Consider the following 16,440-nt stretch of genomic DNA (forward strand, 5'->3'; position numbering starts at 1 on the left):
TGCAAGACCCGTGAAGATTCTCACGATAGCTCATATGGTATACGCGCCCCAGTGGGTGCGTGCGCACGAAAGGCTTGCTAGGCTCTCGAAACATGAGTGCCGTCAAAAATTCCGAAGGCCCTGTACGACCCACAGACAACACCGAAAATTCCATTCCACCGGATGCGGGCCCAAACCGCATCAATAAAGTGGTGTTCTTTGGCTCCGCCGCGGCGATCCTGAGCTTTGCGCTTTGGGCCATGCTGGACCAAAAGGGCGCCGACCGCGTCATCAGCGCGGTCGTCGGTTGGGTCGGCTCCACCTTCGGCTGGTGGTACTCGCTGGTGGTCGTGGCCGTCCTGGCTTTTGTAATCGCGATCGCCATCTCTAAGGTCGGCAAGACCAGACTGGGCCCTGACCACTCGCGGCCCACTTTCAATCTCTTTACCTGGACAGCAATGCTCTTTGCTGCGGGCATCGGTATCGACCTGATGTTCTTCTCGGTTTCCGAGCCGGTGGCCCAATACCTTGCCCCTCCCACAGGGGACGGCAGCACCGTCGAAGCTGCCCGACAGGCAATGGCCTGGACGCTGTTCCACTACGGCCTGCTCGGCTGGGGACTCTACGCCCTGATGGGGCTTGCCCTGGGCTACTTCGCCTACCGTCACAACCTGCCGCTGTCGATCCGCTCGGCGCTCTACCCCATTCTGGGCAAGCGCATCCACGGACCGCTGGGCCACGGAGTGGATATCGCCGCGGTGCTGGGCACTATCTTCGGCATCGCTACCTCACTGGGCATCGGCGTCGCCCAACTAAACTTCGGTCTGAACTTCATGTTCGGCATCGAGGAAACCCCCGCGGTGCAGATTGTGCTCATCGCCATTGCCGTGGTGATGGCCACCATCTCGGTGCTGACCGGGGTGGAAAAGGGCATCCGCCGGCTTTCCGAACTCAACGTGATCCTGTCCATCGGCCTGATGCTCTTTGTGCTCGTCGCCGGCAACACCCGTTATCTGCTTGACGGCATCATCCTGAACATCGGAGATACGCTCTCGCGCTTCCCCGGCATGGCGCTGAACACCTTCGCCTACGATCGCCCCGATGACTGGCTCAACGGCTGGACCCTGTTCTTCTGGGCCTGGTGGATCGCCTGGGCCCCGTTCGTCGGGCTCTTCCTGGCCCGCATCTCACGCGGCCGAACCATCCGCCAGTTCGTCACAGGTGTGCTTGTAGTCCCCTTCGCCTTCATCCTGTTGTGGATCTCGATCTTCGGCAACAGCGCCCTTGAATTAGTTCGCGGCGGCAATACGGCCTTCGGCGATGTCGCCATGAACCACCCCGAACAGGCGTTCTATGCCCTGCTAGCCCAATACCCGGCAGTGCCGCTGATCGCGGCGATCGCCACCTTCACCGGCCTGCTGTTCTACGTCACCAGCGCCGACTCGGGCGCCCTGGTCATGGCCAACTTCACCTCACACCTCAAGGACGCAGAGTCCGACGGTCCGAAGTGGGTCCGCGTCTTCTGGTCGGTTGCCACCGGCCTACTGACGCTGTCCATGCTCTTGGTCGGCGGGGTGCCGACACTGCAGAATGCGACCGTGATCATGGGGCTGCCGTTCTCGGTGGTGTTGGTGTTCATCATGCTCGGGCTCTACAAGGCGCTGCGTGTCGAGCGTGCCCTGGCCGGCAGCTATAAGAACTCTCTGCACACCGTGCTCACCTCGCGTCCCGGTTCGACGGGCGTGGACCAGCGACGCAGTTGGCGACAGCGACTGGCCCGCACCATGTCCTACCCGGGACAGCGTCAGGCGCAGCGTTTTATGCAGGAAATTGTCCGTCCCGCCCTGGAAGAAGTGAACAACGAGTTCGCCCAATCCGGAGTCATTGGCGTGCTGGTGGACGAGCCGGTCGGCAAGCTCGGCGTCAAGTCCGTGGACCTGGTGGTGCAGCATGGTGGTGAGCGCCCCTTCAAGTACCAGGTGTATCCGGTGCAGCTCAAGGTGCCCAGCTTCGCGCGGGATTCATCCACCGGGGAGCAGTACTACCGCATGGAGGTCTTCTCCCAGGAGGGCAGCCACGGGTATGACCTTATGGGCTGCACGCGAGAACAGATCATCTGCGATGTCCTTGACCAATACGAAATTCACCTCTCGTTCTTGCGAGAGCAAGAAAATGCCGACGGGCCCAGCCGGATCGCCGAGGCCACCATTCCCAAGACCGATTGGGATTCCGACTTTGAGAACGTGCAGGACACCGCGGCACCACAACAAACCCCCGAAAACCCCGAGACCACCAAGGAAGAAGCAACGCCATGACTAGCACCATCTACATCAACGGGGCTTGGGCCCCGGCAGCGCTCGGCGGAACCAGGGACATCACCTGCCCGGGCACCGGAGAGCACGTCGCTACCGTCTCCGAAGGCAGCGCCGCAGACTCAGAGCGCGCCATCGCAGCGGCGCGAGCCTCCTTCGACTCAGGTGTCTGGGCCTCGGTCCCCGCCCCCGAGCGCGGGAACTTCCTGCTGAAGGTCGCCGACCGGCTGCTCGAACGTCAGGAAGAATTTGCCCGCGCCGAGGCCCTTGATACCGGCAAGCGCATGTACGAGGCACGCCTAGACATCGAGGACATCGCCGCGAGCTTCAGGTACTTCGGCAAGCTTTCTGGCCAGGAATCGGGCCGGGTCGTGGACGCCGGGGACCCCAACGTGGTCTCGAAGATCGTCTACGAGCCGGTGGGCGTGGTCTCGATGATCACCCCATGGAACTACCCGTTGCTGCAGGCCGCCTGGAAGATCGCCCCCGCTCTGGCAGCCGGTTGCTCCTTCGTGCTCAAGCCCGCCGAGCTGACCCCCTCCACCGCCATCTTGATGATGGAGGTGCTCGAAGAACTTGGCCTGCCGGCTGGCGTGGCCAACCTAGTCACCGGCGCTGGGTCCGAGGTCGGCCCGCCACTGTCGACTCACCGCGACGTGGACATGGTCTCCTTCACCGGGGGACTGGTCACCGGGCGCGTTATCGCCGCCTCCGCGGCAGGCACCGTCAAGAAGGTCGCCCTGGAACTGGGCGGCAAGAACCCCAACGTGATCTTCGCCGACGCCGACTTCGACGCCGCGGTGGACAACGCCCTGAACGGCGCCTTTGTCCACTCCGGCCAGGTCTGCTCCGCCGGGGCCAGGCTGGTGGTGGAGGAATCCATTGCGGAGGCCTTCGTTGATGAACTGGTGCGACGCGCCCAGCTGATCCGCTTGGGCGGGCCCTTCGACGAAAATACCGAGAGCGGCCCGTTGATTTCCGCAGCTCATCTGGCCAAGGTCGACGCCTACGTGCAGGCCGGCATCGCCGAGGGCGCACGACTGCGCTGCGGTGGCCGCGCGGCCACCAATCAAGACGGCAAGGACCTGGAATCCGGGCACTTCTACCTGCCCACGATCCTGGATCAGGTCACAGGGGAGATGAGCGTAGCCCACGACGAGGCCTTCGGCCCGACGCTGACGGTGGAGACTTTCCGTACCGAGGACGAGGCCGTGGCCATCGGCAACGACACCGAGTACGGGCTGGCCGGGGCGGTCTGGACCCAGGACGCCGGACGCGCCCAGCGTGTTGCGGGGCGTCTGCGCCACGGCACCATCTGGATCAACGACTTCCACCCGTACCTGCCGCAGGCCGAATGGGGCGGCTTCGGCGCCTCCGGCGTGGGCCGCGAGCTGGGCCCCACGGGCCTGGCCGAATACCAGGAAGCCAAGCACATCTACCAGAACCTCGACCCTCAGGTCACCGGTTGGTTTGGCGCACAGGCACAGGATACGGACAGCTAGGAATGGAGAACCTCAACGTGGGCAACAACAACGCATCGACTCCTGAGACCGAATTCGACTACATCATCGTGGGTGGCGGATCTGCCGGCGCAGCAGTGGCAGCCCGGCTTTCCGAGGACCCGTCCGTCACGGTCGCGCTCATCGAGGCGGGTCCGGATGACCGCGGCATTGATGAAGTGCTGCAACTGGATCGCTGGATGGAGTTACTCGAGTCGGGATACGACTGGGACTACCCGATCGAAGAGCAGGAAAACGGCAACTCGTTCATGCGCCACTCGCGCGCCAAGGTCATGGGTGGATGCTCGAGCCATAATTCCTGCATCGCGTTCTGGGCTCCGGCCGAGGACCTGAACGCCTGGGAAACCGAGCATGGGGCCACCGGGTGGAACGCAGAAACCGGGTACCGGCTCTACAAGCAGCTGGAAAACAACGAAGATGCCGGGCCCGAGGCTCCCCACCACGGGGACTCGGGACCGGTGAAACTGATGAACGTGCCGCCGAATGACCCCTGCGGGGTTGCGGTGCTCGATGCCTGCGAACAGGCAGGAATCCCGCGGGCTACGTTTAACAACAATCAGACGGTGCTCAACGGGGCAAACTTCTTCCAGATCAACAGGTTGGAAGATGGAACCAGGTCCTCCTCCTCAGTTTCTTACATCCACCCGATCGCGCAGCGGGAGAACTTCACGCTGCTCACCGGGCGCCAAGCCAGCAAGCTGCGCTTCAACGAGGCCAAGGCCTGCATCGGCGTGGATGTTCTCGAGGGTGCCTTCGGGCGCACCACACAGCTGAGCGCCCGCCGCGAGGTCATCCTCTCTGCCGGCGCCATCGACTCGCCGAAGCTGCTGATGCTCTCGGGCATCGGCCCGGCAGCGCACCTGGCCGAGCACGGGATCAAGGTGCTCGCCGATTCCCCGGGCGTGGGCTCGAACCTGCAAGATCACCCCGAGGGTGTGATCCAGTGGGAAGCCAAGAAGCCCATGGTCACCGAATCCACCCAGTGGTGGGAGATTGGGATCTTCACCCACACCGTGGCGGGCCTGGACCGCCCCGATTTGATGATGCACTACGGCTCGGTGCCCTTTGACATGCACACGCTACGCCAGGGCTACCCGACCTCGGAGAACGCCTTCTGCCTGACCCCCAACGTGACCCGGGCCAAGTCCCGCGGCACGGTACGGCTGCGCAGTAGGGACTTCCGCGATAAGCCCAAGGTCGACCCGCGCTACTTCACCGATGAGCAGGGCCACGACATGGAGGTGATGATCGCCGGAATCCGCAAGGCCCGCGAGATCGTCTCCCAGCCGGCCATGGCCGAATGGGCCGGAACCGAGCTGTACCCGGGGCCGGAGGTGCAGAGCGATGAGCAGATCGCCGACTACATCAAACGCACCCACAACACCGTGTACCACCCGGCAGGGTCGGTGCGCATGGGGGCGGACGACGATGAGATGTCCCCGCTTGATGCGCAGCTGCGCGTGAAAGGCGTTTCGGGCCTGCGCGTGGCCGATGCCTCGGTGATGCCGGCCCTCGTCACGGTGAACCCGAACATCACGGTGATGATGATCGGTGAGCGGTGTGCCGAACTGATCAAGGCCAACGGCTAAGAGCTGCCCCAACCCAGATGCCCCGGTGCCTCCATGAATGATCTTCGTGGTTTGGCATCGGGGCATCTGGCATGAGGGACGGGTCGTGGTTTGGAGCTAAAGAAGTGATCGGAGCAACAATAGGAAGTGCACTGCACAAGCGTGGGCAGAAACGCGTATTGTCGGTTAGGTGCGCACGAGTATGAATCAAGACCTGACATTGCCTTCCGTCAAGCCCTGGGTGAAGCCCATGCTCGACGAACTGGTGGACTTCCGTCGCGAAGTCCATGCCAACCCTGAGCTGTCGTTTGTGGAGTACAAGACCACCGAACGCATCATGAGCAAGCTTCGTGCGGCGGGTCTGACGCCCGTGACCCTGGCCGAGATCGGGGATGCGGAGACCGGCGGGTACGTTGACATCGGCACCGGGCCCATCGCCATGGGATTGCGCGCCGACATTGATGCCTTGCCGATTCTTGAAGAAACCGGGCTCGACTACGCATCGGTTGTTGCCGGGGTGGCCCATTCCTGTGGCCACGATATTCACACCACCGTGATGCTCGGGGTGGCCCTGACGCTGAAGGCCATGGATGACCAGGAGCCACTGGGCGCACGAATTCGGGTGATCTTCCAGCCGGCCGAGGAAAAGATGCCAGGTGGCGCGTTGTCGGTGATTGCCGCCGGCATCCTGGACGAGGTCCCACGCATTTTGGCTTTGCACTGCGAACCACGCATCGATGCCGGGAAAATTGGCACACGTATCGGTGCCATCACCAGCGCCTCGGACACCATCAAGATTGAACTCACCGGTCGTGGCGGGCACACCTCCCGTCCGCACCTGACCGAGGATCTGGTCTTTGCCATGAGCCAGATCGCTATCAATGTGCCGGCGGTCTTGAGCCGACGCATCGACGTGCGTAGTGCCGTCTCGGTGGTCTGGGGACAGATCCACGCCGGCAGCGCACCCAACGCGATCCCCGCCACCGGATACTTGGCGGGCACCATGCGCTGCCTCGACGGCGAAGCCTGGGCCGGAGCGGGGGACTTGCTGGACGAGGTGGTACGCCAGGTCGCCAGTCCCTATGGCGTTGAGGTGAAGCTCGAACACATCCGCGGTGTGCCCCCAGTGATCAACACCGAAGAGGAAACCGACCTGATTGAGGACTCGGCCCGTGCCGAGATAGGGTCCGCGGCCATTGTTCTGACGCCGCAATCCATGGGCGGGGAAGACTTCGCCTGGATGACCAACAAGGTTCCCGGTGCCATGATGCGCTTGGGCACCCGTACCCCGGGAGGCGAAGATTATGACCTGCACCGCGGGGACTACATTCCCGACGAGGCAGCCATCGAGGTCGGCGTGACGGTGATGGCAGCGGCATCACTGCGGGCGATCGCGCAGCTGAAGTTGGCGCAGGAGAGTTAGAGCGGTCCCGGAGCGTTATCTGCTTGTAACACTTTCTTTATCGACTCGGTCACAATGGGCGCTAGGCTATGTAGTTGTGAAGCCGTTCTTTCCGAATGTGCTGGGGGCCACCCGGTGGTTCCCAGCGCGTACCGAAGGATCCCGGATTCATGTCAGCACCACAGGTTGCTGGCGGCAATGACCCCCATCGTGAGCAAGAACTCGGAACGGTAACTCCTGAGACTTCGAAGCCACGGTACTTGTAGCTCGTAACTCAATGGAGGAAACCCATATGCGCATCATCAAGCGCAAGGCCGGCATGGCCGCAAGCATTCTCGGCATTTCTGCCCTCGTTCTTTCCGGCTGCGGTGCGGCCCCAGAGGCAAGTACGTCTAGTTCCTCGGCTCCGACCGTCGACTACACGGCTTGCATGGTTTCCGATGAGGGTGGATTCGACGACAAGTCGTTCAACCAGGCGTCCTACGAGGGCCTCGTGAAGGCCCAAACCGACTTGGGTGTCAAGATCAACAAGGCCGAGTCCAACTCCGCAACCGACATGAAGCCGAACATTGAATCGATGGTCAGCGCAGGCTGCGACATCGTGGCGACCGCCGGCTTCAACATCGGCGATGCCACCTTGGAAGCTGCCAAGAAGTACCCAGAAGTTAACTTTGCCATCGTCGACTACGGGTACAAGACGCTTCCGGCAAACCTTCGCTCGTTGAGCTACAACACCGACGAAGCCGCCTTCTTGGCCGGCTACTCGGCAGCCGCATACTCCAAGACCGGGAAGGTCGGGACCTTTGGTGGTGCCGAAATCCCGACCGTCACCATCTTCATGGAGGGCTTCCTGCAGGGCGTCAACCACTTCAACGAGGTCAAGAACAAGGACGTCAAGGTTGTTGGATGGGGTAGCTCCAAGTCCTTCGTCAACGACTTCACCGACACCGTGAAGGCCCGTCAGATTTCTGACAACCTGTTGGCCGATGGCGTGGACGTCATCATGCCGGTGGCAGGTCCGCTGGGTCAGACGGCAGTAGATGCCGTCAACGAGTCTGCTTCCACGACCGACGCCGTTGTCTGGGTTGACACCGATGGGTTCGACTACGCCAAGAACGGCAAGGATGCCGTCTTGACCTCGGTCATCAAGGAAATGGGCAAGACCGTCGAAGAATCCATCGAGATGGGACTGAACGATAAGTTCAAGTCCGAGGCCTACGTGGGTACCCTGTCCAACGGCGGAGTTTCACTCTCGCCGTTCCACAACTTCGCCGACAAGGTCCCCGCCGATCTGCAGTCCGAGGTTGATGCACTGAAGCAGGACATCATTGACGGCAAGATTAAGATGTCCGCCGCCAAGTAACACGTACACCGAGCACGGCTTTGGCCGGGAGGGCGCAGCCCTCCCGGCCAAAGCCGCCTCATCGGTAAGCTGAAAACGAACCACGCAACCCACCTTCCAAGGGCGGAACACGGAATGAAGTTGGAATTACAAGGGATCACGAAGTCTTTTGACGGATTCGTGGCCAACGACAGTGTTGATCTCGTCGTAGAACCGGGACAGGTCCACTGTCTGCTGGGGGAAAACGGTGCTGGCAAGTCGACCCTGATGAATGTGCTCTTTGGGCTCTACGAGCCCACTGCGGGCAGGATCTTGGTGGACGGGAAACCGGTAGTCTTCCGTGGCCCCGGCGATGCCATGGCGGCAGGAATCGGCATGGTGCATCAGCACTTCATGCTGATTCCAGTATTCACCGTTGCCGAAAATGTTGCCCTAGGCAACGAAAGTACCGGGGTCGGCGGCATCCTGAATCTCGAGGAAACGCGCCGTTCGATCAAGGAAATCTCCGACCGCTACGGCTTCGACGTTGATCCCGACGCGCTGGTTGAGGACCTGCCGGTAGGCGTCCAGCAACGAGTTGAAATCATCAAGGCTCTGGTTCGCAAGGCGAACCTATTGATCTTGGATGAGCCAACAGCCGTGCTGACTCCTCGGGAAACCGACGAGCTGATCTCCATCATTGGCCAGCTCACGGATTCCGGAACCTCCATCATCTTCATTTCCCACAAGCTCCGGGAGGTCAAAGCCGTCTCGGACAAGATCACCGTGATTCGCCGTGGCAAGGTCGTGGGCACCGCGAACCCGGATGCGCCCGCCACCGAACTGGCATCGCTGATGGTCGGTCGAGCCGTGGATCTCTCCCTTGGTCGCACCCCGGCCATCCCCGGAGATGCCATCTTGCAGGTACGCGGGCTCAACGTCCTGAGCGAAACCGGCATCCCCGCGGTTGATCAGGTGTCCTTCGACGTGCATGCTGGGGAAATCCTCGCCGTTGCCGGTGTCCAAGGAAACGGACAGACCGAACTTGTTGAGGCCATCATGGGGCTGCAAGACAAGGCCACCGGATCCATCTTGCTGGGCGGCGCTGAACTGCTAGGCCGTAACGTCAAGGACATCATCAATTCCGGTGTTGGTTACGTCCCAGAAGATCGCAGTACCGACGGGCTGATCTCTTCCTTCACCATCGCCGAGAATCTGATCTTGAACCGCTACGACCACGCGCCGATGGCTCAGGGCGTGGCACTCAAGCTGCCGGCGATTGCCGCCAACGCCAAGGAAAAAGTTGCCGAATACGACATCAGAGCAGGGTCCTCGCAGGCCCTCGCCTCAACACTCTCCGGTGGCAACCAGCAAAAGATCGTTTTGGCCAGGGAATTTTCACGCCCGCTGAAGCTCTTCATCGCTGCCCAACCCACCCGCGGCGTGGACGTCGGCTCGATCGAGTTCCTGCATCGCCGGATCTTGGCCGAACGCGATGCCGGCACCCCGGTCATCATTGTCTCCACCGAACTCGATGAGGTCATGGAGCTTGGGGACCGCATCGCTGTGCTCTTCCACGGGCAATTGATGGGCATCGTGCCGGGTAACACCAGCCGCGATATTCTTGGCCTGATGATGGCCGGGGCAAATGCCGAAGAAGCCCTCGCCGAGGTCGCTGCGCAGCAGGTTCCGACCACGATCAAAGACGAACCGACGTTGCCGGGAGGCATCGCATGACCAGCACCATAAAGAAACACAACACCACCCTGGGGACGCGTCTGCGCGGCTCATTCTTCTTGGTGTCGCTGCTCGCCATCGTGCTTTCCCTGATCGTCGGTGGACTCTTGATCGCCGTGACCGATGAGGAGACCGCCAAAGCGGCAAAGTACCTCTTTGCCGCCCCCGGCGACACCCTCAGCGCGGCATGGAAGGCAGCGGCAGGTGCCTACGCAGCCATGTTCCGCGGCGCCATCTTCAACTATCAGGCCGAATCCTTCACCGGCATGATCAAACCGATCACCGAAACCCTGACCATGGCAACCCCGCTGATCACTGCGGCGCTGGGTGTGGCTCTGGCCTTCAGGGCCGGTTTGTTCAACATTGGTGCCCAGGGTCAACTGATTATCGGTGCTGTGCTCGCCGGCTACATTGGCTTCACCTTGAACCTGCCGTGGCCGCTTCACATCCTGCTGGTGGTTCTTGCCGCGGCACTCGGTGGCGCCCTCTGGGGTGGCATCGTGGGCTTGCTCAAGGCTCGCACCGGTGCCCACGAGGTGATCGTGACCATCATGCTCAACTACGTGGCCGTATACCTGTTGGCTTTCCTGCTCAGTACGCCGATGATGCAACGCCCCGGTTCCAACGACCCGGTCAGTCAGATCATTCACGATTCGGCAAAATACCCGCTGATCTTCGGACCCGACTTCCGGGTTCACTTCGGACTCATCCTTGGCCTGCTGGCAACGTGGGGAGTCTGGTGGCTGCTTGAACGCTCCACCCTCGGCTTTGAACTCAAGGCAGTGGGCGCCAACCCTTCGGCATCACGCACCGCGGGCATCAATACCACCCGCGTGACAATTCTTGCCATGGTGCTGGCCGGTGCTCTGGCCGGCATGGCCGGAGCATCCCAAGTCAGCGGCACCGAACACTTTGTGGTGGGCGGTGTGGCGGCAAGCATCGGCTTTGACGCCATCACCGTTGCACTGCTGGGCCGTTCCCGCCCGCTGGGTGTGCTGGTAGCTGCCCTACTCTTTGGTGCCTTCCGCGCCGGCGGCGTGGCCATGCAAACTCAAACCGGCACACCCATCGACATTGTGCTTGTGGTTCAATCACTGATCGTGCTCTTCATTGCGGCGCCGCCGCTGGTGCGTTCGATCTTCGGAATGAACGCCCGCAAGGCACGCGCGGCAGCAGCCGATGATTCCAAGAACACCACACCGACCCCGCCGAGCGGCACCGTCACCTCCGGGAGCACCCTGTGAAAACCACCGAATCAACTCACGCTGCCCCCGGGCACCGCGCCTCCGGCAAAAGCACCGGAACCGTCGTCCCGGTCCTGGTGCGCGATAGGAAACCCGTGATCGGTTACGGGATCGGCGCATTAATCGCACTGCTGTTCTTCGCCATCGGTGCCCCCTCGGCGTTGGCCACCTTCAGGCTTTCCTCTGCCGGGGACGCCGTTGAATTACCGCCGCTGGCGATCCCCTCGGCGGCGGCCGGTTGGGTACTGGCGGCTCTGCTGGTGGCAGCCACCGTGTATGCCTGGCTCAATCTGCGCGCCGGGCGGAAGAACCCTGGCTGGCTGGCTTTAACCTACGGCCTGGCTTTCCTGATGGCCTTCCTGATCTGGGTGGTGGGTTCGGCGAATAACCCGAACATTTCCCTGATCACACTCCTGGGCGGTTCGATCGCCTTGGCCCTGCCGATGGTCTTCGGCTCGCTCTCCGGTGTCTTGTCCGAACGCTCCGGCGTGGTGAACATTGCCATCGAAGGTCAGCTGCTGCTTGGTGCCTTCGCCGCAGCCGTCGGCGGATCGATCACGCAGAACGTTTATGTGGCCCTGATCTGCGCAGCAGTCGGCGGTGTGGTGGTTTCGGCGCTGCTGGCCCTGTTCGCCATCAAGTATCTGGTCAACCAAATCATCGTGGGCGTGGTGCTCAACGTGCTGGTATCGGGTCTAACGGCGTTCTTGTTCGGTACGCTGCTGGCTCCGAACGCCGACGCGCTCAATTCCCCGCCGCGGCTGCGTAGCTTCTCGATCCCCGGCCTGGCCGACATTCCCATCCTGGGACCGTTGCTGTTCCGCCAGACCCTGCTGGGCTACCTCATGTTCATTGCCGTGGCCATCGTCTGGTTTGCGCTGTACAAGACGCGCTGGGGACTGCGGGTGCGTGCCGTGGGTGAGCACCCCAAGGCCGCAGACACCGTGGGTATCAATGTGAATCGGACCCGCGTCATCAACGTGTTGATCGGTGGTGCCGTGGCCGGACTGGGTGGTAGCTATTACACGCTGGTCTCGGTCAGCCAGTTCTCCCGAGACATGACTGCCGGTGCGGGCTTCATCGCCTTGGCGGCGCTGATTTTCGGCCGCTGGAACCCGCTCGGCGCGTTCTTCGCCGCCCTGCTCTTCGGCTTCGCCACCAACCTGCAATATGTTCTGGCGCAGGCGGGAACCGCCGTACCCAGCCAGTTCATGGCGATGCTGCCCTACGTGGTCACCATCTTCGCCGTGGCCGGGCTGGTCGGTAAATCCCGGGGCCCGGCGGCCGCCGGCGAACCCTATGTGAAGGGCTAGGGCTAGCGTGATCACCGATGCGACTAGTTCCCTGCCGCCCGTGGATGAAGCAGCCTGGGAGGTGCTGCGCCTGGCCGCCATCACGGCCAGAGACCGCGCCTACGCACCGTATTCGAAGTTCAAGGTGGGCGCCGCGGCGCTGACCGAGGACGGACGGGTGATCTCCGGCTGCAACGTGGAGAACGCCGCCTACGGGGTGACGCTGTGCGCCGAATGCTCGATGATCGGTGAACTCTTTGCCACCGGAGGCGGCAAATTGCACGCGTTCTACTGCGTGGATGCCAGCGGCACCGCGCTGATGCCCTGCGGACGCTGCCGGCAGCTGCTCTCCGAGCATCGCGGTGAGAACATGAGCCTGATGACCCCACGCGGCATCATGTCCATGGACCAGGTGCTTCCCGACGCCTTCGGCCCGCACAACCTATAAATCATCTGCCCCGCCCGCCACAGAATGGCGCGGCGGGGCAACTTTTTTACAGAAACGGAGCATTCATGAGCACCGAGACCTTCGACGCCGTTGACATCATCCGCGTTAAGCGCGACCGCGGCACCCTTTCGCCAGAACAGATCGACTGGACCATCGACGCCTACACCCGTGGTGTCATCGCCGAGGAACAGATGGCGGCGCTGAACATGGCCATTTTGCTCAACGGCATGGACCGCGCGGAGATCTCGCGCTGGACCACCGCCATGATCAATTCGGGGGAGCGCATGGATTTCTCCACGCTGCGCACTCCGGCCGGGTTGGCGCTGCCCACCACTGACAAGCACTCCACCGGCGGTGTGGGGGATAAGATCACCCTGCCGCTGGCCCCATTGGTTGCCGTCTTCGGTGTGGCGGTCCCGCAGCTCTCGGGCCGTGGACTGGGACACACCGGTGGCACGCTAGATAAGCTCGAATCAATCTCCGGCTGGCGGGCCGAGTTGTCTAACGCGGAGATGATGGCTCAGCTTTCCGAAGTGGGCGCGGTCATCTGCGCCGCCGGTGCCTCTCTGGCCCCGGCCGATAAGAAGCTCTACGCACTGCGCGATGTTACCGGCACGGTGGAGTCGATCCCATTGATCGCCTCCTCGATCATGAGTAAGAAGATCGCCGAGGGCACCGGTGCCCTGGTCTTGGATGTGAAGGTCGGCTCCGGTGCCTTCATGAAAAAGCTTGAGGACGCCCGGGAATTGGCCCGCACCATGGTGAACCTTGGCACCGACGCCGGGGTGCGCACCGTGGCACTGCTGACCAATATGGACACCCCGCTGGGACTCACCGCCGGCAACGCCATCGAGGTCCAGGAATCCCTCGAGGTACTCGCCGGCGGGGGACCGGCGGACGTGGTGGAACTGACCATCAAGCTAGCCACCGAGATGCTTGAGGGCGCCGGGGTGCGCGATGCTGACGTGGAGGCCGCCCTGAAAGACGGCCGAGCCATGGATAAGTGGCGTGCCATGATCTCCGCCCAGGGCGGGGACAACGCCGCGCCGCTGCCGGTGGCCAAGGAATCCGAGACGATCTACGCCCAAGCCGATGGGGTGCTCACCGCCCTGGATGCGATGGATGTGGGTGTTGCTGCCTGGCGCCTGGGTGCCGGGCGTGCCCGCCGGGCGGACCCGGTGCAGGCCGGTGCCGGGGTGCGATTGCATGCCAAGCCCGGGGACGTGGTGCGCCGTGGTACACCATTGGCCACGATGCTCACCGATACCCCGGAGCGCTTCGAACGGGCCCGAGAATTGCTGATCGGGGCGGCCACCATCGCCCCGGAGGGCAGTCGCCCGGAGATGAGCCTGGTGCTCGATCGCATCGATGCCTCCTAAGGCGGTGAACAGGAACCCATCCGTGATCCGCAAGGAGGAGGGATGCGCCACACTATTCAGCCTGCGGAATGATGCGCCGGGTACACAAAGTGCGGGAGAATAAGAGTCACGTGGCTCTTGGGACCACGCTTGTGTGCACCGGCGGTCTTATCCCGGAGCGCACATCACCGTTATGGAAAGCCGGTTTGTGAGTGGACCTGATCAATGAAGCCATCGTGCACGCGGCAAATGCGTGGTGGATCCTTCCGGTGGTGTGCCTGTTCTGTTTCATCGACGGATTTTTACCGATCCTGCCCTCCGAGACGCTGCTGGTGGCCCTGGGCGTTGTTGCCGCGGGTACCGGGATCCCGAATGTCTATTTGCTGATCCTGGCCGGTGCCGTTGGGGCGATCGTGGGAGACCAGGTGGCCTACCGCCTGGGCCGGCGGATCGGGACCGAACGTTTTGGGTGGATGCGCAGACCGCGCACCCAAAAGCTCTTTGCCTTTGCCCGGCACGAGCTGAACCGACGCGGGGCCATGCTCATCTTTACCGCCCGTTATGTCCCCATCGGGCGCGTGGTGGTAAACCTCAGCGCCGGCGCCACCGGATTCTCGCTGCGCCGCTTTACCCTGCTTGATGTTATTGGCTGCCTGACCTGGGCCAGCTATTCGGTGGCCATCGGCGTGGTGGCAGGTGCCTGGTTCCACGACAACCAACTGTTGGGGATCATCCTTTCGGTCGCTCTGGCCATCGTGATGGGATCACTGATCGACAAGCTCAGCCACGCCGTTCTGGTGAGGCTCGGACGTCGCGGCCACGGGGGATCACCGGCCAGCGACCAGATCGCGGAGACGAGTACACTCGATCGCCCGGTGCGAGTTCCGGGCGACGAAAATGGTGAACTGGGCCTCGGGCCCGGCGGTCAGTAGAACAGCTGCACGGCCTTGGGTGAACATTTGGTCCAACACTGCACCTACCCACTGTCGGAAGCAGCATTGCCCCGATAGGCTGGGCAGGTGACTGACGAGCTGATTCACCTTGCCTATGACCCTTCCTTCGACTTCCGGGCGCTGCCCAAGGTTTCGTTGCATGACCACCTAGATGGGGGATTGCGCCCGCAAACCATCATCGAGCTGGCCGAAGCAGCGGGACACCAACTTCCTTCCACCGATGCCGAGGAACTTGGCGCCTGGTTCCGGGCTGCGTCCGACTCCGGTTCGCTGGAGCGCTACCTGGAAACCTTTGACCACACCATTGCCGTGATGCAGACCAAGGACGCGCTGCGTCGGGTAGCTAGCGAATTTGTTGAAGACCTTGTTGACGACGGTGTGGTGTACGCCGAGGTCCGTTGGGCCCCGGAACAGCACCAGCGTGAGGGACTCTCCCTGGACGACGTGGTGGAGGCGGTCCAGGACGGACTCGAAGAAGCTTCGCTGCGGCTCACCGACGCCGGCACCCCGATTCAGGTCGGTCAGCTGCTGATCGCCATGCGCCACGCTGATCGTGGCACCGAGATCGCTCAGCTGGCCCTGCGTCACCGCTCACGCGGCGTGGTGGGGTTCGACATCGCCGGTGCCGAGGACGGTTTCCCGCCCTCGAACCTGAAGGAAGCCTTCGACCTATTGGCCGAGAACTTCTTCCCCACCACCGTCCATGCCGGTGAGGCAGCGGGATTGGATTCCATCAAGGACGCCCTGCTGGTGGGTCGCGCTCAGCGCCTGGGCCACGGCGTGCGCATCGCCGAAGACATCGAGATCCAGTACGGCGGCATTGATGACGACGGCGAAGAGGTTGATGAGGACACCGGATTGGTGAACCTTGGCCCGGTGGCCAACTGGGTTCGCGATCGCGGCATCGCCCTGGAAATCTGCCCGTCCTCCAACCTACAGACCGGCGCCACCGCCGCCTTCGGCGAGGGCATCGAGACCCACCCCGTGGATCTGTTGGTGCAGACCGGATTCAACGTCACCATCTCCCCGGATAATCGGCTGATGAGCGGCACCACCCTGTCCGACGAATTTGAGCTCCTGGTGGAGGCCTTCGACTACGACCTCGAAGACATCCTTGACCTGACCCTGAATGCCGCCGAGGCAGCGTTCCTCCCGTTGGAGGAACGCGAGGCACTGGTTGATTTCATCAACGAGGCCTACGACGCGCTGAACGACGAGGATGAGGATGACCTTGAGTATGAGGACATCGAAGATGAGGACGACGACGAGGACTAGTCCTTAGCGCCGTAGTTCACCGACCGCCGGT

12 protein-coding genes are annotated in these 16,440 nt (G+C 62.5%); all 12 read left to right on the forward strand.

Going from position 1 to position 16,440, the window contains the following annotated elements; genetic code table 11:
• Positions 1 to 92 precede the first annotated feature (92 nt).
• The 12 genes from betT (at position 93) to KUF55_RS03720 (ending at position 16,409) form a co-directional block, all read left to right on the forward strand.
• Positions 93 to 2,294, forward strand: coding sequence for a choline BCCT transporter BetT (betT, locus tag KUF55_RS03665; RefSeq protein WP_210149612.1), 2,202 nt, complete (start codon positions 93 to 95; stop codon positions 2,292 to 2,294).
• The gene (locus KUF55_RS03670) at positions 2,291 to 3,793 is read left to right on the forward strand and encodes an aldehyde dehydrogenase family protein (RefSeq protein WP_218818026.1); all 1,503 of its coding nucleotides are present in this window, start codon (positions 2,291 to 2,293) and stop codon (positions 3,791 to 3,793) included. The genes betT and KUF55_RS03670 overlap by 4 nt, the downstream gene beginning before the upstream one ends.
• A gap of 2 nt (positions 3,794 to 3,795) precedes the next feature.
• A complete protein-coding gene (locus tag KUF55_RS03675; protein WP_168152209.1) occupies positions 3,796 to 5,400 on the forward strand; it encodes a GMC family oxidoreductase in 1,605 nt (534 codons plus the stop codon).
• Positions 5,401 to 5,581: 181 nt separating this feature from the next.
• The gene (locus tag KUF55_RS03680) at positions 5,582 to 6,802 is read left to right on the forward strand and encodes an amidohydrolase (RefSeq protein WP_168152210.1); all 1,221 of its coding nucleotides are present in this window, start codon (positions 5,582 to 5,584) and stop codon (positions 6,800 to 6,802) included.
• A gap of 271 nt (positions 6,803 to 7,073) precedes the next feature.
• A complete protein-coding gene (locus KUF55_RS03685) occupies positions 7,074 to 8,144 on the forward strand; it encodes a BMP family protein (protein WP_168152211.1) in 1,071 nt (356 codons plus the stop codon).
• A 114-nt stretch (positions 8,145 to 8,258) separates the two neighbouring features.
• Positions 8,259 to 9,839: an ABC transporter ATP-binding protein gene (locus KUF55_RS03690; RefSeq protein ID WP_168152212.1), complete on the forward strand. Its 1,581-nt coding sequence runs from the start codon at positions 8,259 to 8,261 to the stop codon at positions 9,837 to 9,839.
• Positions 9,836 to 11,083, forward strand: a complete 1,248-nt coding sequence (locus KUF55_RS03695; protein ID WP_168152213.1) for an ABC transporter permease — start codon at positions 9,836 to 9,838, stop codon at positions 11,081 to 11,083. The genes KUF55_RS03690 and KUF55_RS03695 overlap by 4 nt, the downstream gene beginning before the upstream one ends.
• Positions 11,080 to 12,396, forward strand: coding sequence for an ABC transporter permease (locus tag KUF55_RS03700; protein WP_370630946.1), 1,317 nt, complete (start codon positions 11,080 to 11,082; stop codon positions 12,394 to 12,396). The genes KUF55_RS03695 and KUF55_RS03700 overlap by 4 nt, the downstream gene beginning before the upstream one ends.
• A gap of 7 nt (positions 12,397 to 12,403) precedes the next feature.
• Positions 12,404 to 12,823 carry a cytidine deaminase gene (locus KUF55_RS03705; RefSeq protein ID WP_370630947.1) on the forward strand — a complete coding sequence of 140 codons (420 nt, stop codon included), beginning with the start codon at positions 12,404 to 12,406 and terminating at the stop codon, positions 12,821 to 12,823.
• A 65-nt stretch (positions 12,824 to 12,888) separates the two neighbouring features.
• A complete protein-coding gene (locus KUF55_RS03710; protein WP_218818027.1) occupies positions 12,889 to 14,202 on the forward strand; it encodes a thymidine phosphorylase in 1,314 nt (437 codons plus the stop codon).
• A 191-nt stretch (positions 14,203 to 14,393) separates the two neighbouring features.
• A complete protein-coding gene (locus tag KUF55_RS03715; RefSeq protein WP_218818028.1) occupies positions 14,394 to 15,113 on the forward strand; it encodes a DedA family protein in 720 nt (239 codons plus the stop codon).
• A gap of 87 nt (positions 15,114 to 15,200) precedes the next feature.
• Entirely contained in the window at positions 15,201 to 16,409 is a 1,209-nt protein-coding gene (locus tag KUF55_RS03720; RefSeq protein ID WP_132362027.1) for an adenosine deaminase, read from the forward strand.
• Positions 16,410 to 16,440 lie beyond the last annotated feature (31 nt).

This window comes from Paeniglutamicibacter sp. Y32M11 (assembly GCF_019285735.1).
Taxonomy (GTDB): Bacteria; Actinomycetota; Actinomycetes; order Actinomycetales; family Micrococcaceae; genus Paeniglutamicibacter.